The organism is Lactobacillus acidophilus, from assembly GCF_034298135.1.
Classification (GTDB): Bacteria; Bacillota; Bacilli; order Lactobacillales; family Lactobacillaceae; genus Lactobacillus; species Lactobacillus acidophilus.
Genome location: NZ_CP139575.1, coordinates 1,656,906 through 1,675,612, shown reverse-complemented (window position 1 = coordinate 1,675,612; position 18,707 = coordinate 1,656,906). Strand labels below are relative to the sequence as shown.

Sequence of the window (18,707 nt, the reverse complement as noted above, 5' to 3'; positions counted from 1 at the left end):
TGAATTTGACAATAGTTGCTTTTTATTTCAATTTATTGTGGCGATGTTTTGCAATGCGTACTGTTTTATAAAAAAATTTTGATTCCATCCCTTTTTAGTGAGGGTATTAATTATGATGTTAGTGTTAGAAGCAGTAGTGGATTTTGGAATAATTACAGCACGCAAAATTTTATTTTGTAGTAAGAGCGGTGATTGGACATTCGTCATATTACTCAAAGATGCAGTTGGTTTATTGGCAATATTTTTAGTAGCAGTTGCATAATTAGTTGTATCATTGGTGGCATCTTGTTTGAATAATTTAAATGTATATTTATACACTCCTTGAATATTTATTTCATATTCATGACCTGGAATAATTTGAGTTTTACCGGGTGAGTAAGTAAGGAGTGTCTTAAAATTACCATAACCACTTGAACTATAATTTTTTACGTTTACACCAGAAGTAACTGTATTAGTATCTAAATCAGTAATTGTAATTGAAGGAATAGACTTAATGGTTTTATCTGATAAGTAAATTGACCAGACAATGTTTTTTCCTTTAGCAAGCTCAAAAGGAAAAAGACGGATACTTGGGTAAGTTACGATTGGTTGACTGGCTACATGAAACATGTCATTAGCGTTTAAAACTTTTTGAACAGAATATCGATATCCATTATTACCATAAGCAGCGCCAATTCCAGTGTTAGTTAATCTAGTTGAAAGAATCCATGCGCGGTGTCCAGTATCTGAGCCAGTTAAATTATAATGATCTGTGATTAAATCAGTAATTACATCACCTGCAGATTGCGGAGATACGTTAAAATTTAAATTGGAAGTTTCAGAAGTATCTTTAGCCAATTTCCAGATAGATTTTGAAATATAATTTGGTTTTTTTTCGCTAGGCAGACCATGTTGATTTATAAAAGGATTTGCATTAACAGCTGCCATGACCGCTGCAGTTTTTTGTGCATTACTATTTAAAACTTTAGTAGTGGCAACTGCGGGCAAGTTAAAAATAGAGCGGTAATAATTGATATAATCAATCTGCGTTTGAATGTATTTAGAATTCAAACTACCAGCATTAAATTTTTTACTTAAATGTGGTTTTTTAGCGTAAATATTTGAATTGTCATAATTAGTTTTGTCTAGAGCTGCATATTCTTTTTGAAAATTGTGTATTTCGTTAATTTCTTGTGTAGTAAAAGTTGCTGCAGAAGTAGTTTGACTGGCAAAAGATGTAAGAAATATTGCAATGGCAGTCGCAATGGAGAATTTTTTGGTAAACATATTTAACTCCCTTCTAGTGCTACATTAATCCATTTAATTAATTATAAAACATAATGAAAAGGCTTTAGTTAAAAATATTCTACTATTTTGAGTTTTTCTGGTATTCTTTGCGTATAATTAAGGATTGGAACATTTAAAAGAGGTATAAAACAATGACTAAAAAAATACAAGTCGGATTAATTTTTGGTGGTAACTCATCAGAATATGAAGTATCAATCGTTTCAGGTCATAATATTTATAAGGCAATTGATAAAGATAAATTTGATGTACATCCAATTTGGATTACTAATGAAGGATACTTTGCAAGTGAAGAAGAAAGCTTCAAAGTCTTAGAAGATCCTTCGTATCAAGTGGAAAATCCACATAAGGTAAATAATATTTCAAATATTATTGAATTGAAGAATTTACCAGAGATTGATGTATTCTTCCCAATTGTTCACGGTAATTTAGGTGAAGATGGGGTCTTACAGGGATTGTTTCGCTTGATGAACAAGCCATTTGTAGGTGACGATGTCTTAGCTGCAGCTGCAACTATGGATAAGGAATTTACCAAGATTTTAGCTCAAAGAGTTGGTGTTCCAGTAGCTGATTGGATTTCAATCAAGCGTTTTGAATACGATGATAAGAATAATGATAAACTTAATTATGAAAAAGTAGCTGAAAAGCTTGGTCATGATATGTTTGTAAAACCATCTAACCAAGGTTCATCAGTTGGCGTTAACCATGTAACTAATGCTGAAGAATATGCTGCAGCATTAGAAGAAGCATTCAAGTACGATGATAAGGTTTTAGTTGAAGAAACTGTTCCTGGCACCGAAGTTGAAACTGCTGTCCTTGGCAACGATAAGCCAATTGTAGCAGGTGTTGGACAAATCACCAATGCAAAAGGCTCATTCTATACTTACGAAAATAAGTATGATGATAATTCAACTTCTAAGTTGCAAATTCCTGCAGATTTACCACAAGATATTGTTGATACTGTCAGAGAAAATGCTCGGAAGGTTTACGAAATTACTGAATGTAGTGGTATGGCAAGAATTGATTCTATGCTTACTCCAGATGGTAAAGTAGTATTAACTGAAGTGAATGCACTTCCTGGTTTTACTAATATCAGTATGTATCCTAAGTTATTCGAAGAAGCTGGTATTCCTTACACTGAATTGATTACTCGCTTAATCCAAGCAGGTATGGATCGTTTTGACCACAAGAAGACATTGCTTCACAAGCATGATTAAACGCCGAATTTTTGTAGAGGTAGATTTTAATGACAACTAACAAGCATGATTTTGAAGAATTAGCTGCACCTAAGGCAGCTGCACAAGAATTAGGTATTAGTGTTGCCACATTGAGAAAGTATTCTCTAATCGTGGAAAAAGTAACAGGCAATGCGGATTACTTTGCCCGTACTAAGCAAAAGGCACGTTTATATCATCAAAAGGATATTGATGACTTAAAGGCATTTCACCGATTATCTAAAAATAGTGGTTTAACTTTGCAAGAAGCAGCTCGTCAAATTTATGCAGTTAGTGAGAAAAAAGTAGATAATACTGAAGAAAATAAAAATAAAACCACGTACACGAGTACTGATATGATGGATACTCAAGAAGTGGTTAAACTTCTCAATACTTTGCAACAAACTATCTCAAAACAAAATGACGCAATTAGTTCTTTGCAAAAACAATTAAATGTAATTCAAAAACAAAATCAAGATTTAATTGAAGCACAAAAGCAATTATCTGCTCCAGATAATACTGATAAGATAGCTGCTTTACCTGATATTTCAGGTATCGTTAGTGCAGATGAAAAAGAGAAGAATGTTGAAGAAAAACGTGAAGAAGTAAAAAAGGACATGCATAAGAGTCAAGATGAAATGCGTGACGAAATTATTTCTAAAGCAAAAGAAAATGCTAAAAAGCGTGCAACTGCAAACGTTCATCGCACTTTGGAAGATATGCAGCTTTCAACTCCAAAAGAGCATTGGTGGCAAAGAATTTTTAAATTTTAAACAAAAAAGTTAAGAATTGAAAGGTGACCTAACATTGGGTCACCTTTTGTTTTACAGTAAAGCTATATATAAATTTAGGAAGTTGTTGTAATGAATTTTAAATGGAAAAAGAAATACACTGCAGCAATTATCGTTGCGATAGTTGGCGCCGTGTTAACAGTATTAACGTATTTTGCAACAGACATTTATCAAAAGGACGAGGTTGCACTAATTACCGATGATAAGATCAAAGATACGTTAATTGAGAAGAATGAAGATGTCTATAAAAATCAAGATCAAACTAGACAGCAGATATTACATTTGAAGATTTTATCTGGTAAACATAAGGGGGAGACGTATACTACTAAAAATGTATATTATCCTTCACAATTAACTACGCAGAAGTACCATGTTCACCAGAGAATTTTTGTTAATATCAAAAAGGGAGATCCAGCAATTGTTAATCCTAAACGTGATTGGGTATTAGTGTTAGTGGTTACGATCACATTAGCTTTAATGGTGACAATTTCTGGTAAACATTCGATTGCGTTAGTAATTTCGATGGCAATTAGTTGGGTGCTTTTTTACTTGATAATAGTTTGGGACGTTCATTTAAATGAGTCACACATTATTTTGTTATTCGGTCTTGCAGATATTATTTTTTCATTCTTTAGTCTATTAATTGTGCAAGGATTTAATAAAAAGATGCTAGTAACTTGGCTAGCAACCCTTTTAGGAGTATTTGTTTCATTTGCGCTTTGCTATGTAATTATGAAGTTAACTGGTGAGTCTGAAATGAAATATGAAACCGGTGATTATGCAACGCAAGATCCACGTGGTTTATTTTTGGCGCAAACCCTAATTGGAATTTTAGGTGCTGTAATGGATGAAGCTACAGATATTGTTTCTAGTTTGTATGAATTGATCCAAACTAAGAAAGATATCACGATGAAGCAGTTAGTCCAAAGTGGTCGTACAATGGGACAAGAAATTATGGGACCACTTATTAATGTATTAGTCTTAATCTTTATTGCGGGTGCTTTACCAGAAACAATTTTATATTTACGCGATAATAATACTCTAGCTTCAACGTTTGGTTTCACATTATCACTTGGAGCTACTCAAAGTGTAATTTCGGCCATCGGAATAGTTCTAACGGTAATTTTTGCAACGGGATGTAGCTTATTCTTTATAAAGGATAGAGATTGGAAGAGCTTATTTAAAAAAGAAGGTGAGAATAAATGAGTACCTTAATGGCCTTAATTATTGTTTTGGCAATATTAATGACAATCGTAGGTGGTGAGACTGGAATTCGAAGTTTCTTTAGTGTTTTGATTAATACTTTGCTATTAATTTTGGTAGCGATGTTAATTTCATGGGGCATAAATATTGCTGTCTTAACTTTAATTTTTATTCCATTGAAATTAGTGACGATCATTTTCTTGGGAACGCATGATTATACGGTAGCTAAGAACTCATTTTATTCTAGTTTTTTGGTGTGTTTGATAGTTAGTTTATTTATTTGGGGATGCCAATATTTAGCACAAGCTGCAGGCCTGGGACCAGAAGCTGGAGAATTGTTAGTTGGTTTATCACAAATGCCCGGATTAAGTTATCCGATGATTGCAGTAACAGTAGCCATCTTTTCAACTTTAGGTGCAATTGCAGAAGCAGCGGTTGCGATGAGTTCAGGTTTGCTTGAAATAAAAAAGCATAATCCTAATATTAGTGAAGAAGAATTAATGGCTAGTGGAACGACAATTGGTAATGATGTTTTGGGTACTGCAATGAACACTATCTTATTTGGGATGTTTGGCAGCTTTTTGTCATTATTTCTATGGTATTTCCGTTTGGGATATACTCCAGGTGAAGTAGTTAATGAAAAACTTTTTGTTAATGAAGCATTAATTATCATGTATTCGTTAATTGGCGTTATATTAACAGTACCGTTATCTTCATTTATGTTATCTAGAGGAATGAGCAAGAAGGGAGTAAAAAATGAAAATAGAAAATCTGACACTAACTAACTTTAATGATCGCCAATATAAGGTACATACTTATATTTTGGAGCAAAATCCAGAGTTGGTAGAACAAAAAAGGCCTTTGGCTATCGTAGTTCCTGGTGGCAGTTTTGAGCATTTATCTAAAAGAGAAGGCGAACCAGTTGCATTAGCTTTTAATAATCAAGGATTTAACAGTGTTGTCATGGAATATAACTTAGTACATGATGAAGGAAAAATTTATCCAGATGCGGGTCTTGATGTTTTAACTACAGTAAAATATTTTAGAGATCGTGCAGATGAGTATCATTTGGATCCTGAACGCATTTTAACGATTGGCTTCTCGGCTGGTGGACATGTAGTTAGTGTGGCTAACAATATGGCGATTGATCCAGAATATCAAGAAAAGTATGGCTTAAAAAAAGATGAAGTATTACCTAATAAATCAATTTTGGGCTATCCACTGATTAATATTGAGAAGATTGGATTTCCTATTCCAAAAGATCAAATGGATAAGATGCCTAGTGAGAAGAAAATTCTTGATAGTGCATTAGGAGTTACACGTGAAACACCAGACACATTTGTTTTTCAAGCTTGGGATGACCCTGTTGTCCTGATTGGCAATTCAATTGAATATCTGGCAGCGTTAAATAAGAATAAGGTGTCAGCTGAGGCACACTTATTTAATCACGGTTATCATGGCTTTTCTTTAGCACGCCACAATGTACAAACTAAGGAACGCGAATGGCAAGAAAATCCGCATGTAGCTCATTGGTTTAATTTAGCAATGGAATGGTTGAAGAGTGAATGGGGCGAATAATAAAAAGGGTCCGTTCCTTTCAAAGGGTTTATTCCCAAGCCAAATGGATTTTGAAGCTAACTATAATCAAGTTAATCTTAAGAGTAAGCTTGATCGTAGCTGGCTTTTTTATTTTCCAAAGGCTCATGGAGGTCCACCTTCCTCCTTCTTGGTATAGCAATATGATATCCAAAAAAAGTTCTCACGTATGAGAACTTTTTTCGCCTATACTATTAAATTTTATTATCATGCGTATATTCTTTTAACTTGAGCATAATTGTGCGTCTACGTCGTACAGCCACAGAATGTGAGGTTGTTTTATTAAAATAAACAATTCCATTTATATGCTGTATCAAAGCTAGAACTGTTTCAACTCTCTTCCATTGTATCTGAAACAAAAACCAGGCTAATTTTAAGCCTGGTTTCATCATTGTATAGCTTTTATCTAATCTTTCTTCTCTCTAAAGAAGATAACTTCCTTAGCTGCCACAAATGGGCCAGATGACTTATAAACCTTTAATCTGATTGCCTTAGCTTCTACATCCCTCAAGCCGACAACTTTATTCTTGCTGTCAGACTTCCAAGTAAGTCGTTCGTCGTATGGCTTAAAGTTAGTACCATCCATTGAGGTTTCAACGCTGACCTCAACTGGATCGCCTTGATGATCAATCTTTCTAGGTACCAAAACCATTCTACTTAAGTGTTCCAAATGGTCGAACTTGAAGTTTAATTCAAGTGGTTTGTCTTCACTTACGCCGTTAATAGTTTCCCATTCGCTGGCAAGCTTTAGATCAGTCAAATATTCAATTGGATGATCTTTTTGACTGGTTAAACTACTGGTGACATGGATATTACTGATAGCGTAATTCATTGGATCCGGTTTGGTAATTGCACCAAATGGTTCTGACCATTCAGAAACTTTATTACCAGCAACATATCTCAAGCGTAAAGTGTAGCGAGTATTTGGCACTAATTCGTGGAAGGTAAATGAGCTACCATCAATGCCATCATGCAAAATGCCGTTAACTTCAATTTGGACCTTATCGGTTAATTGTGGCCAAACAACAGTCAATGAATGTGAACTAATTTTATCAGGATCGACCATTGGCTGCTTTGGTGAGTGAAGCAATGAATCAGTAATTGCGTGAACCAAAGTTTCATTACCATATCTGAAGTTACGGATAGTGATTTCAATCTTTGAATCAGTAATATCCCGTTTAGCCAATTTAATTTGTAAAGCTGTTTGCTTCTTTTCTTGATATTGATCAAATTCAGGCATCCAGCTGTAGTTGGTATTAAAGAAGAAACCTTCTTTTGCATGTGCGAATGTATCAACAGTGCCATATTCTTGCATATTGACAACTTGATCATTAATCTTAACGGTTAAACCGTCTGGATAACCATCACACATAATATTTAGATTAGTGGTGTTTTCCGTTTGGAAAGTACTGAAATCACCTTGAGTTGGATCAATGGTAATAGTTAACTTGCTTGCTTCAAGATCACTAGTAATCTGCGTTGCTACATGATTTCTAGAATAATCATTGTAGCCATTATCATCGTAAGTAACCATTTTGCTACGTCCTTGTGGGTAAAGAACGTAATTACGATCACCCAAGTCAAAGATTGATCCGCCACGTACAAAGACAGGTAAATGCCAAGATGGATAAGACTGTTTGTTATAAACGCGGCCACCTAAGAACTTTTTACCATCGAATAAATCGATCCACATGGTACGGTGATTTGGTAAGTAAAGATTGTCTTTTCTTGAATTCCCATTACCATCTTCTCGGCCGTTTACAATTGGTGAAATAAGCAAGTTAGGACCAAGCATGAATTCGTGACCAACTTGTGATGTGTAATTGATTTGCTCATGAGGAAATTCTAAAAATAATGGTCTCATGATAGGTTCACCAACTTGCGCACGATAGATGAGCGTATACATGTAAGTTTGAAGTTGTTCACGGAGCTTTAGATATGCGCGGTTAATCTTGGTCATCTTGCTGTTATAAGCAAATGGCGTTTTACTAAAATTGCCTTGATCGTCAAGATTGAAAAGAATAGGCGTGAATGCCTTCCATTCAAAATCACGGATACTGATTTGAGCATTACCTCCACCAACAGTTCCGTCAACTGCACTACCAACTAATGGTTGACCAGATAAACTTGCACCTAAAAAGCCGGCAACTTGAGTTGGAATATTTTCCCAATTACCGCCAATATCGCCAAAGGCCAACATTATTCTGTTTTGACTACCGGCAATACCTGTATTTGAAAAAATAAGTGGACGTTTACGCTTTAAATTATCACGTAAGATCAGTGAGTCATTTTTAAGTGTTTTAGGATCACTAGTATCAGTTTGAATAAAAGTAGTGTCGGGAGCAGTCTTTGGTGTTTCGTCACCGCTCCAAACGCCAGCATTAACTTCTCTTGACGCAGCATAATCGCTAAAACTGGTCATTTGCTCGGCATCAACATCTTGGATATTGTAGTTGGGTACAATCCAGCTTAGTTTGAAATGTTGCTTTTGATAACGATCAATCATTGCACGAGCGGAGAATTGATATTCTTCCTCACCATTTAATGATGCCTTACCATTAGCATTTTCCGGATTAGTAGTTCTGGTGTAATAGTTACCATCTTCAAACATAGTGGCGTTGCGTTCTTTAGCTTCACCAGGTTGCCATAGGGTAGTCAAAAAGTTGCCGACATGTCCCAAGCCCAATGCATATTTAGGTGGCATTAATGGCTTACCGGTTAGAACATAATATTTTTCCAAAATATCTGTAGGAGAGTTACCCAAAAGATAGAATGTATCAAATATTTGAGAGTCATGACGTAAGATTACGGCATCTTCATCTTTTTTGCCAAAATCATATTGACCAGGGGCAGTAGTATTTCTTAATTCACCAAAGCCGGAATTTGCCCAGAAAAATGGAACCTGTGTTAATACGCCACCTTTACCAGTAATTTTGTCACGTTTAATATCAATGATTTGACCCTTGTGGCTGAAGTAGCCATTTTGCATCCCACCACCGAAATAAAATTCATTTTTATGTTGCTTTAAAATTTCGGTAGTTTGATTTTGATCTAGTTCAAGCGGACTAAGCTGAACAACGCGGTTACGGTGTAAAGTCTCATCAAAAATATTCATTACTGCTGGTTTTTGCCAAAAGATTAATTGGTAATTACCAGATTGAATAATCAAAGAATCGCTTGTAGCTTTAGGCTTGGATTTTTCAAAATAACTATTATCAAATTGTGTTAGGTCAACAAAAGAGGAGTGATTTTCGTCGAATTCCTTAGCCGGATCAAGAAAATAACGGAATATTCCTTCAGCTAAAATATAAAGACGAGCAACTTCTCCGGTGGAATAGTGGAGTTCATAATAATGATCGCGTTTATTGGCACCGATAAGCTGACCTAATTGGTGTCTTTCTATTTGCGTATTTTGTGTCATATTGCTTTCTTCCTAATTAAACTTGTTAACATCTATTATAGCGAAAAAATGAAAACTTTTTGAGCAAATATATTTAAACTGGTATTGACCAATTTTATTAGCTATAATGATAATATTGAAAGTGAATTTTTATTAAAAAAGAGAGAAGAAAAATTATGACTTATTACATTCATGCAGATAAATTTTTCCTAGAAAATAGAACTGAAAATGGGGGCTATCTTGAAGTTCAAGATGATGGTAAATTTGGCTTTTTCTATCCTGAAACTAAAAAGCCAGAAGGAAAAATCCTCGACTACAAAGGTAAGTGGGTTGCACCAGGCTTAGTTGATACGCATATTCATGGCTCTCTTCGTGAAGATGTAATGAAGAGTGACTGGGAAGGAATCGATAAAATTTCTCAAGGTTTGCTTAGTGCAGGTGTAACTTCATGGCTTCCAACTACAATTACGGCTGATAGTGATACTTTAACTAGAATTTGTAAGATGTTTGCAGATCACCAAGGTCAAGAAACTGGGGCAAAAATTCAAGGAATTCACTTTGAAGGCCCATTCTTTACTGAAGAGCATGCCGGTGCTGAAAATCCTAAATATATGATGGATCCGGATATTAATGTCTTTAACAAATGGCGTGATGTTTCGAATGGCATGCTTTGCAAGATTTCTATGGCACCTGAAAGAAAAGGTTCTAAAGAATTTATTCGTGAAGCTGTAAAAGAAGGCGTAGTTATTGCATTGGGTCACTCAAGTGCCACTTTTGAAGAAGCTGTCGAAGGTGTTGAAGCAGGTGCAACGATGTTTACGCATACTTTTAACGGGATGCCAGATCCAAGTCATCATACGCCATCAATTTCAAATGCTGCAATGGCCTTGAATAATGTAACTGATGAATTAATTTGTGACGGCCACCACGTTCAACCATCAATGGCTAAAGCATTAATTAATGCAGTTGGTCCAGAGCACATTGCTTTGATTACTGACTGTATGGAAGCCGGGATGATGCCAGACGGCGACTACATGTTAGGGGAACTTCCAGTTTATGTAAAAGATGGTATGGCTCGCCTTAAGGATGGCGATAATTTAGCAGGTTCAATTTTGCAATTAAAACAAGCAATTAAGAATGTTGTTGATTGGAATATTGTAACTCCAGAAAAAGCTGTGCTGATGGCTAGTTACGTTCCTGCTAAGAGTGCTCATATTTTGAATAAGTGCGGTACTATTGCACCTGACAAGGATGCTGATTTCTTAATCTTGAATCCAGATATGACGCTTAGTGAGACTTACATGAATGGTGAATCAAGATACAAAGCTTAATGATGATAAAAAATACCGTTAAAAAAGTAACGGTATTTTTTATTATAATTTTATGTAAGCGCTTTTACTTTTAGCAAAATTGTGGTATATTATTTGTGTAAAGAAAAATATTACTAGATGAAAGGTTTGTGATACCAATGGGCATCGTAAATTGAACCAGTAATATGGTTTCACCAAATGACTAAATATTTAATATAAGTGGCCCGGACCTTGTGAAGTGGGTATGAAATAAGAATACATGATAGTCATTTGAAGAAAATATTATCAATAGTATGTATATAGAAAGATATTTATACATGATAAATTCTATTAAAAAATGACCCTTCGCAATTTATATACTGCGAAGGGTCATTTTTTTGGTTCTATTTTTTAATATACAGCGCCATCATAGAAGTTAAAGCGTGGCTTATTGAAGTCGAAGTCCTTCAATTCGCTGATCTTAATAGCGTTATCACATACACCCCAACTCATCAAGTTGATAGGCTTACCGTAATCTTCATCAGGAATAACGAGTAAGATATATTTGCCTTGTGATAATGCGTAGCCAAGTTCCATACCAAGACCAACATCTTCTTCTTCAGGTAAGTAAACCCCTAACATAATATCTGAAGATTTGATACCAATTAAGTCGTTGTGATAAGTAGCAGATGCCCATTCAATATCGTGTAAGTATTCAGGATGTTCATCAACACGAATATCTTTATATTGATTTTCAAGTGGAACATAACTATTTTCCAAATCAACAGTAGGGTTTTGTTTTAAAGCTTCCATAGCTGCTTTATAAGCCTTATTTTGCTTTTCATTAAACCAACCAGCGCCAAAATATAAAGTTTTTGTTTTTGCCATCATTTTTCTCCCTTTAAAAAATCATTTAGTTTAACTTTAACATCTTTTGGGTTGAAAAAAACGTCTTGTTAACTTATGGTGAAAATGTTAATTCCACATTAGAGAGGAAAATCCAATGACTAATTCAAAAAAATTTTTTGTGCCTGATGCTGTGTTTGTAGTAGATCAATTTGACCAAGATCAAGTTCTTAAAGTGATTTATGATAAATTGCTTGAACTAGGATATGTAAAAGGTGATTTCTTATCCCACATTATTGAAAGAGAGCATAACTTTCCAACAGGATTAGATACTGATACCTTAGGTAAAGATATCCCTAATATTGCGATTCCTCATACAGAAGGTGAATTTGTGAATACTCGTCTTATTGTTCCGGTTGCATTAAAAAATCCGGTTATTTTTCATAATATGATCAAACCAGATGAAATACTAGAAGTGAAATTTTTATTTATGCTTTTGGGCAATAATCCAGATGGGCAGGCTAGTTTATTGGCTAGTGTAATGCGCTTTTTAGCTAACACGCCAGCAAATGAATTACGAGAAGTATTTAACTTTACGAATTCCGAAGCAATATATGAATTTTTAGAACAAAAATTTGTTAAATAAAATAAAAAAGAAGACTATTATTAGTCTTCAAGGTAAATATTACGTAATTTCATGATATCGGCACTTGAAAGCTTCATCATATCACGTAAATAATTATGGATACTGCCGTAATCATCATTGATAATCTTTACTGCGTGGTCAATGTATTCAGCGCGAACGCTTTGAATATCACGGATTGATTGAAGCACATTTTCGTTACGGCCATTTTGACGTGCATGTTCAACCATGCTTTCGACAAATTCTTTAGTAGTAATATTAGTTAAAAGATAATCTTTTTTAATTGTGTTAAATGGAACACCCAATGCGCTAAGGATGAGAAGTGCACCGAATCCGGTTCTGTCTTTACCAGCGGTGCAGTGGAAAATTACGCTTTCACCTTCGACATCATTTTTAAGCAATACATCGAAGAACTTGCGGTATGCTTTTTGTGCAGATTCACTTTCGATCATGTCTTCGTAAGCGTAATGCATATGGTTAAAGCCGAAGTCCGCATCATCGCTAGCTTGTGTATTTAAATCATTGATACTTTTTGATGAATTAGTTAAGTCTTCACTGAAGACAGGATCATAAATATATTCAACGCCATCTGGAACACGATCAGGTTGTCTTTCGACTTCTTCTTTACTTCTGAAGTCAACGTCGTATTTTACACCGTAATCAGTTAAAAATTGTTTATCAAAAGGTGAAAGATCAGCTAAATTACCGGTTCTAAGTAATTTGTGCATTTTGATCTTTTTGCCAGAGTTGGTTTCATATCCTCCAAGTTCGCGGAAGTTACGTCCACTAGTTACGTCAATTAATTGGTTGGTTAATTTTTTAGTCAAAAAATTCTCCCCTTTCTTTATTTATTACTATCAAAAATATTCTAACAACAAAAACCAAAGCAAACAATTATTTAAGGAAGTAACGGCTTACAAAATTATGTTAAAATAAGAATTAAGTATTAGTGCAATTTAATAGGAGATGATAAAACGTGGTAAAAGAAAGTATTTTAGTTCCAGTAGATGGTTCAGAATCAGCTGAAAGAGCTTTTGATAAAGCTGTTCGTGTAGGTTTAAGAGATGGCGCACATGTTGATGTATTGAATGTTGTTGATACTCGTCAATTTATGGGTGAAATGCAAGATACATTAATTTCTGGTGATACCATTTATCAAATGACTCAAGACTCTGAGGAATATTTGAAGAGCTTAAAGAAATGGGCACACGATAATTTTAACTTTGATGATATTGATTATCACATTCGTTACGGTAGCCCTAAGCGAATTATTTCTTATGACTTCATCAAAGATCACCATAACAACTTAATCGTTATGGGAGCAACAGGTCTTAATGCCGTTGAAAGAATGCTTATGGGTTCAGTTACTGAATATGTAAATCAACATGCTTTAGCTGATGTTTTAATTGTTAAAACAGATATGGATAATAGCCCTGTTAAGCCAAGTGTGAAAAAAGGTTAATCATATGTTAATCACCAAGTGATTTTGCTTCACTTGGTGATTTTTTATGAAAAAATTACAAAATCCCTTGATAGAATACGAATGCTTTTGGTATTATTTTATAAAATGAACGTAAAGCGTGAAGGGAAGTGGGAGAAGTGCTTAAGCAATTTAAAGGTTTTAATGAAAAATTTATTGTTTTGGGCAAGTCTTCCACTCGTGAGGACGTTTTTTCTGTTCGTTTGATTAATAATATCGTTAACAAGCAGGCTTAATTACTGATCGTTTTTGACGACCCGTAATTAAGCCTTTTTTGTGGGCGAATAGTTTGTTTTATCACTATTTTATGTTTTATGGAGGACATAATGAAAAGATTTAGAAAAATCTTGGTAGCAGTAGTTGCACTTCTTGTAGCAGTAGTTGCAACAGCTTGTTCAAATAAGAGTAGTAGTTCAAAGGAAAACTACACTCCAAAGTCATTGAATATTCAATTTGTACCAAGTCAGGCTGCAACTAAGTTGCAAGCCCGTGCTAAGCCTCTTGAAAAGATGCTTTCAAAGAGACTGGGTATCCCAGTTCACGTATCTATGTCAACTGACTACAACACTGTTGTAGAAGCTATGAAGTCAAAGAAAGTTGATGTAGGTTTCCTTCCACCAGATGGTTACGTTTTAGCTCACAAGCAAGGTGCAGCTGATTTGCTTTTACAAGCTGAACGTTACGGTGTTAAGCAACCAGGTGGTAAAGCAACTAATCAATTAGTTAAGAACTATCGTGCAGAAATCCTTGTTAAGAAGGGTTCAAAGATCAAGAACTGGAAAGATTTAAAGGGTAAGTCAATTTCAGTTCAAAACCCAACTTCAACTGCTGGATACGTATTCCCAGTTGCTGAACTTAAGGAAAAAGGTTTGGACGTAACTAAGGATTGTAAGTTGGTTACTGTAACTGGTCACGATCAAGCTGTATTGAATGTTTTAAATGGTGATACTGATGCTGCATTTGTATTTGAAGATGCTCGTAACACTGTTTTAAAGGACAACCCAAAGATCATGAGTCAAGTTGTTCCTATTTACTTTACTAAGCCAATTCCTAACGATACTATCTCAGTAATTCCAAGCATGTCTAAGTCATTCCGTAAGAAGCTTGCTAAGGCATTCATTTCTGTAGGTAAGTCAAAGGAAGGTAAGAAGATTATCGAAAGCGTATATAGTCACGAAGGTTATGACTACGCAAAGGATAGTGACTTCAACATTATCCGTAAGTATGACAAGATTGTTGAATCAAACAAAAAATAATTTTATCAAGGGAGTTAACGATTAAATGGCAGATAAGCCAATGATCCAATTAAAAGATGTTTCTAAGATTTATGACAATGGAACTGTCGGCTTAAAAGACATCAACTTAAAAATTAATAAAGGCGAATTCGTAGTAGTAGTTGGTTTGTCTGGTGCGGGGAAGTCAACTTTACTTCGTTCAATTAATCGTCTACATGATATTTCTTCAGGCGATATTTTAATTGATGGTAAGTCAATTACAAACGCTAAGGGTAAAAATTTGCGCGAATTACGTCGTGATATTGGAATGATTTTCCAAAACTTTAACTTAGTTAAGCGCTCTAGCGTATTACGTAACGTTTTAGTAGGTAGAGTTGCTTATTACCCAACTTGGAAGACTACTTTTAACTTGTTTACCAAAGAAGATAAGCAAAAAGCTTATGAAGCACTTCAAAAAGTTGATTTGGCAGATAAGGTATACGCACGTGCAGATGAATTATCAGGAGGTCAACAACAACGTGTGGCCATTGCTCGTGTGTTAATGCAAAATCCTAAGATCATTTTGGCTGATGAACCAACAGCTTCACTTGATCCTCAGACTTCAGTTAGAGTTATGAATGACTTGAAGATGCTTAATGAAAAATATGGCATGACTGTAGTTGCTAACTTGCACAGTATCGAACTTGCTCAACAATTTGGTAAGCGAGTAATCGGTATTCGTGCAGGACAAGTAGTTTACGATGGTAAGATGGAAGACACTCCTAAGTCAGTATTTACCGATATTTATAACGGTGGCGACGGTAATGAGGGGGCAGAATAATGCCTGAAAATCAAGATTTAATGCATTTGCCTAAGCGTAAATTCAAAGTTATGAACTTAGTTTGGACAATCATTATGGTTGCAGGATTATTCATTTCAATTAATGTCACTAATACTCATATCAGTGTTTTATTTGAAAACTGGGATCAGTTTGCGGACATCTTTGTTCAAATGTCACATCCAGACTGGAGCTACATGAGTGTTATCTGGCCCAAATTAATTGAAACGATTAAGATGGCTGTATTAGGTACAGTAATCGGTTCTGCAGTTGCCTTTGTTTATTCATTATTGATTGCTCGTAATATTGTTAAGAATAAGGCTGTAACTGGTGTGCTCAGATTTATAATGAACATCATCAGAACAATTCCTGACCTTTTACTTGGTGCTATCTTTGTTGCCATTGTGGGTATTGGTCCTGTTGCCGGTATTATGGTCTTGGCTGTATTTACTTTTGGTGTGGTTGTAAAGCTTTTCTATGAAGCAATTGAAACTATTGATCCAGGTCCAATTGAAGCATTAACTGCTGTAGGTGCAAATAAATTCCAAATTATTCACTATGCAGTTATGCCTCAGATTATGACTTACTTCATTTCCTATGTTTTATATGCATTTGAAATCAATGTAAGAGCATCAACAGTTCTTGGTTATATCGGTGCCGGTGGTATTGGTCTTAACTTGCAACAAACTTTGCAAGTCTTCAATTACGCCCAAACCGGTACAATTATCATCGTTATCATCGTAGTCGTTGTATTGATTGACTATGTATCATCTAAGTCACGGGAGGCATTAATGAAATAATGAATACAACTATGAAAAAATTACCTGCTAAACCCGTTGACCGTAAGAAGCAAGTCACTCATTGGTTAGTTGCAATTTGTACCATCGTTATTATTATTTGGTCATTTACCGGTATTAATTTTGGTGGTATTAAGGCAACTGCTGGTCAAATTGCTGGAGCAATTTTCGCTGGTATTTTCCATCCAGATTGGAGTTATATTTATAACGGCTCTGGTGAAGATCTTATTTCACAGTTGTGGCAAACTATTTGTATCGCATTCTTAGGTACATTTATTTCTGCAATTATTTCATTGCCATTTGCTTTCTGGGCAGCTCATACTAAGCATAAGCATTGGTATACTTCTAGAATCGGTAAAATTGTTTTGGCAATTATTAGATCATTCCCAGAAATTGTTTTAGCTTTGATGTTTATTAAAGCTGTAGGACCTGGTTCTGCTGCCGGTGTATTGGCATTAGGTTTCCACTCAGTGGGGATGCTTGCTAAGCTATTCTCAGAAGCAATTGAAAACTTGGAAGAAGGACCAAATGAAGCAGTTGTTGCTGCAGGTGGCTCTAAGTTCCACGTAATTATGTTTTCAACTATGCCTAACTTAATGCCAGCACTTATTTCAAATACTTTGTATCGTTTTGATGTTTCAATCCGTTCTGCATCTATCCTTGGTTTGGTAGGTGCCGGTGGTATTGGTTACCCATTGATCATTGCACTTCAATATCGTCAATGGGATCGAGTAGGTATTATCTTACTTGGTATCATCATTATGGTAGTAATTATTGACTGGATTTCTGGTTGGATCCGTAAGAAGTTAGTTTAATTTTTAAATTCCCAATAAATAAGCAAGGACATTGTCCTTGCTTATTTTTATGCTCTGTATTTGAAATCGCAGTCTTCTAAATGATCATTAATTAAGCCAATAGCTTGCAAATAAGAATAGATTATCACTGGTCCTACAAAGAAAAAGCCATCTTTCTTCATTTGTTTAGATATTTTTTGAGAAAGCTCATTTGAAACAGGAACGTCACTAACGGTTTCTGGATGGTGCATGATCGGTGAGGGAATAAAGTTTTGTAAATATTTAGCAAAACTGCCGTATTCTTCTTTCATTTTTAAAATAGCTCGTGCGTTTTTTATTGCGGCATTTATTTTCAATTTATTTCGAATAATTCCCTTATCGAGTAATAATTCATCAATATTATGTTCGTCCATCTGTGCAACTTTTTCTATCTCAAAGTTTTTAAGTGCATGTCTAAAATTCTCTCGTTTGTGTAAAATTGTACTCCAGCTGAGTCCAGATTGGAAAAGTTCGAGGACTAACATTTCGTATAAGTATTGATCGTCTAAATTGAGCTTCCCCCATTCGTGGTCATGGTAGTTTTGCATCTCTGTGTCTTCGACACTGCCCCATGGGCAGCGGTGCGCTGTTTGATTAGTCATTTTGTACTTCCTTTTATTTTCTTATCTTTTCTAATTATTATTACGTCAAAAATTACAATTTTTTTCAAAATAAATACATTTTTATGCGTGAAATAAGAGCTTTACTGCCTTTTTTTGCTATAATTAGGGGTGAATTTCGAGGAGGCCTTTATGGAAAAGTTAGATACCATGATGTTGGCTGATGATTTAGCCTTATCACAAGACAAAATTTTAAATGGTGAACAAGACTTTGATGCAGAAGCTGTTTACAAAGTAATTGATAACTTGGGAGTTTTAAATAACCCTATTAAAGATTACTTCAATATGACCGAAGAACAATACTACGAAGCAGAAAGCGACCACAAGTTAACTTTGATTAAGTTGTCAGACAAATTAACTAGTTTGCATGATCGTATTTTGACTAATCACGTTGATGGTTATGTTGATAAAGATGAAATCAATTTAACTTATAACCATGAAGATCCATATGAAGATGATATGTACGATCCTGCTACTGACTATCGAGTAATTGTCTACAGTTTGAAAGTTATTGGAGCAGTTCAAGCTATTGCTGCTAGAGACTTACAAGAAGTATTGTCTAAGGATGCTGTATTATCAATTGGTCTTGCTGCTTACGCTTTAGCACACAACGCATAAATTATTTTAGTCGGTTCGTGTTGGGCCGGCTTTTTTTGTCT

The 18,707-nt window shown here is 35.0% G+C and carries 18 protein-coding genes; 13 read left to right on the top strand and 5 right to left on the bottom strand.

Annotated elements, in window-relative coordinates; all coding sequences use genetic code 11:
• Positions 1–27: 27 nt before the first annotated feature.
• Positions 28–1,266 carry a CAP domain-containing protein gene (locus tag SO785_RS08040; protein WP_011254051.1) on the bottom strand — a complete coding sequence of 413 codons (1,239 nt, stop codon included), beginning with the start codon at positions 1,264–1,266 and terminating at the stop codon, positions 28–30.
• A gap of 152 nt (positions 1,267–1,418) precedes the next feature.
• On the opposite strand from SO785_RS08040, the gene SO785_RS08035 reads away from it, so the two are divergent.
• The 5 genes from SO785_RS08035 to SO785_RS08015 all read left to right on the top strand — a co-directional run bounded on the left by SO785_RS08035 (position 1,419) and on the right by SO785_RS08015 (position 6,070).
• On the top strand, positions 1,419–2,501 hold the full coding sequence (locus SO785_RS08035; RefSeq protein ID WP_003548727.1) for a D-alanine--D-alanine ligase family protein: 1,083 nt from the start codon (positions 1,419–1,421) through the stop codon (positions 2,499–2,501).
• A 29-nt stretch (positions 2,502–2,530) separates the two neighbouring features.
• Positions 2,531–3,271: a MerR family transcriptional regulator gene (locus SO785_RS08030; protein ID WP_003548728.1), complete on the top strand. Its 741-nt coding sequence runs from the start codon at positions 2,531–2,533 to the stop codon at positions 3,269–3,271.
• Between the two features lie 90 nt (positions 3,272–3,361).
• On the top strand, positions 3,362–4,495 hold the full coding sequence (locus SO785_RS08025) for a YibE/F family protein (protein ID WP_021874008.1): 1,134 nt from the start codon (positions 3,362–3,364) through the stop codon (positions 4,493–4,495).
• Positions 4,492–5,277 (top strand): YibE/F family protein, encoded by a 786-nt coding sequence (locus SO785_RS08020; RefSeq protein WP_003548732.1) that lies wholly within the window; start codon positions 4,492–4,494, stop codon positions 5,275–5,277. The genes SO785_RS08025 and SO785_RS08020 overlap by 4 nt, the downstream gene beginning before the upstream one ends.
• Positions 5,249–6,070, top strand: a complete 822-nt coding sequence (locus tag SO785_RS08015) for an alpha/beta hydrolase (protein ID WP_011254053.1) — start codon at positions 5,249–5,251, stop codon at positions 6,068–6,070. The genes SO785_RS08020 and SO785_RS08015 overlap by 29 nt, the downstream gene beginning before the upstream one ends.
• A gap of 424 nt (positions 6,071–6,494) precedes the next feature.
• Here the strand turns inward: SO785_RS08015 and SO785_RS08010 are convergent, their stop codons facing one another.
• Positions 6,495–9,509: a TIM-barrel domain-containing protein gene (locus tag SO785_RS08010; RefSeq protein ID WP_003548741.1), complete on the bottom strand. Its 3,015-nt coding sequence runs from the start codon at positions 9,507–9,509 to the stop codon at positions 6,495–6,497.
• A gap of 155 nt (positions 9,510–9,664) precedes the next feature.
• Here SO785_RS08010 and nagA point away from each other — a divergent pair, with 155 nt between their 5' ends.
• Positions 9,665–10,819: an N-acetylglucosamine-6-phosphate deacetylase gene (nagA, locus tag SO785_RS08005; RefSeq protein WP_011254054.1), complete on the top strand. Its 1,155-nt coding sequence runs from the start codon at positions 9,665–9,667 to the stop codon at positions 10,817–10,819.
• Between the two features lie 369 nt (positions 10,820–11,188).
• Here the strand turns inward: nagA and SO785_RS08000 are convergent, their stop codons facing one another.
• On the bottom strand, positions 11,189–11,665 hold the full coding sequence (locus SO785_RS08000) for a nucleoside 2-deoxyribosyltransferase (RefSeq protein WP_015613286.1): 477 nt from the start codon (positions 11,663–11,665) through the stop codon (positions 11,189–11,191).
• A gap of 115 nt (positions 11,666–11,780) precedes the next feature.
• On the opposite strand from SO785_RS08000, the gene SO785_RS07995 reads away from it, so the two are divergent.
• A complete protein-coding gene (locus SO785_RS07995; protein WP_003548750.1) occupies positions 11,781–12,269 on the top strand; it encodes a PTS sugar transporter subunit IIA in 489 nt (162 codons plus the stop codon).
• A 20-nt stretch (positions 12,270–12,289) separates the two neighbouring features.
• Here SO785_RS07995 and SO785_RS07990 read toward each other — a convergent pair whose 3' ends face one another.
• The gene (locus tag SO785_RS07990) at positions 12,290–13,093 is read right to left on the bottom strand and encodes a tyrosine-protein phosphatase (RefSeq protein ID WP_003548752.1); all 804 of its coding nucleotides are present in this window, start codon (positions 13,091–13,093) and stop codon (positions 12,290–12,292) included.
• Positions 13,094–13,242: 149 nt separating this feature from the next.
• Between SO785_RS07990 and SO785_RS07985 the strand changes: the two genes are divergently transcribed.
• From SO785_RS07985 to phnE (SO785_RS07965), 5 genes are all read left to right on the top strand, one after another.
• Positions 13,243–13,728, top strand: a complete 486-nt coding sequence (locus tag SO785_RS07985) for a universal stress protein (protein WP_021874009.1) — start codon at positions 13,243–13,245, stop codon at positions 13,726–13,728.
• A 344-nt stretch (positions 13,729–14,072) separates the two neighbouring features.
• Complete coding sequence (locus tag SO785_RS07980; RefSeq protein WP_011254057.1) at positions 14,073–15,002, top strand: phosphate/phosphite/phosphonate ABC transporter substrate-binding protein; 930 nt, start codon at positions 14,073–14,075, stop codon at positions 15,000–15,002.
• Positions 15,003–15,027: 25 nt separating this feature from the next.
• Positions 15,028–15,801 carry a phosphonate ABC transporter ATP-binding protein gene (phnC, locus tag SO785_RS07975; protein ID WP_003548759.1) on the top strand — a complete coding sequence of 258 codons (774 nt, stop codon included), beginning with the start codon at positions 15,028–15,030 and terminating at the stop codon, positions 15,799–15,801.
• Positions 15,801–16,598 carry a phosphonate ABC transporter, permease protein PhnE gene (gene phnE / locus SO785_RS07970; RefSeq protein WP_011254058.1) on the top strand — a complete coding sequence of 266 codons (798 nt, stop codon included), beginning with the start codon at positions 15,801–15,803 and terminating at the stop codon, positions 16,596–16,598. The genes phnC and phnE (SO785_RS07970) overlap by 1 nt, the downstream gene beginning before the upstream one ends.
• Positions 16,598–17,410 carry a phosphonate ABC transporter, permease protein PhnE gene (gene phnE, locus SO785_RS07965; protein WP_003548762.1) on the top strand — a complete coding sequence of 271 codons (813 nt, stop codon included), beginning with the start codon at positions 16,598–16,600 and terminating at the stop codon, positions 17,408–17,410. The genes phnE (SO785_RS07970) and phnE (SO785_RS07965) overlap by 1 nt, the downstream gene beginning before the upstream one ends.
• 47 nt (positions 17,411–17,457) lie before the next feature.
• On the opposite strand, the gene SO785_RS07960 is transcribed toward phnE (SO785_RS07965), so the two are convergent.
• Positions 17,458–18,030 (bottom strand): DNA-3-methyladenine glycosylase I, encoded by a 573-nt coding sequence (locus SO785_RS07960; RefSeq protein ID WP_011254059.1) that lies wholly within the window; start codon positions 18,028–18,030, stop codon positions 17,458–17,460.
• A 150-nt stretch (positions 18,031–18,180) separates the two neighbouring features.
• Between SO785_RS07960 and SO785_RS07955 the strand changes: the two genes are divergently transcribed.
• Positions 18,181–18,666, top strand: coding sequence for a hypothetical protein (locus SO785_RS07955; protein WP_003548767.1), 486 nt, complete (start codon positions 18,181–18,183; stop codon positions 18,664–18,666).
• The last annotated feature ends 41 nt before the right edge of the window (positions 18,667–18,707 follow it).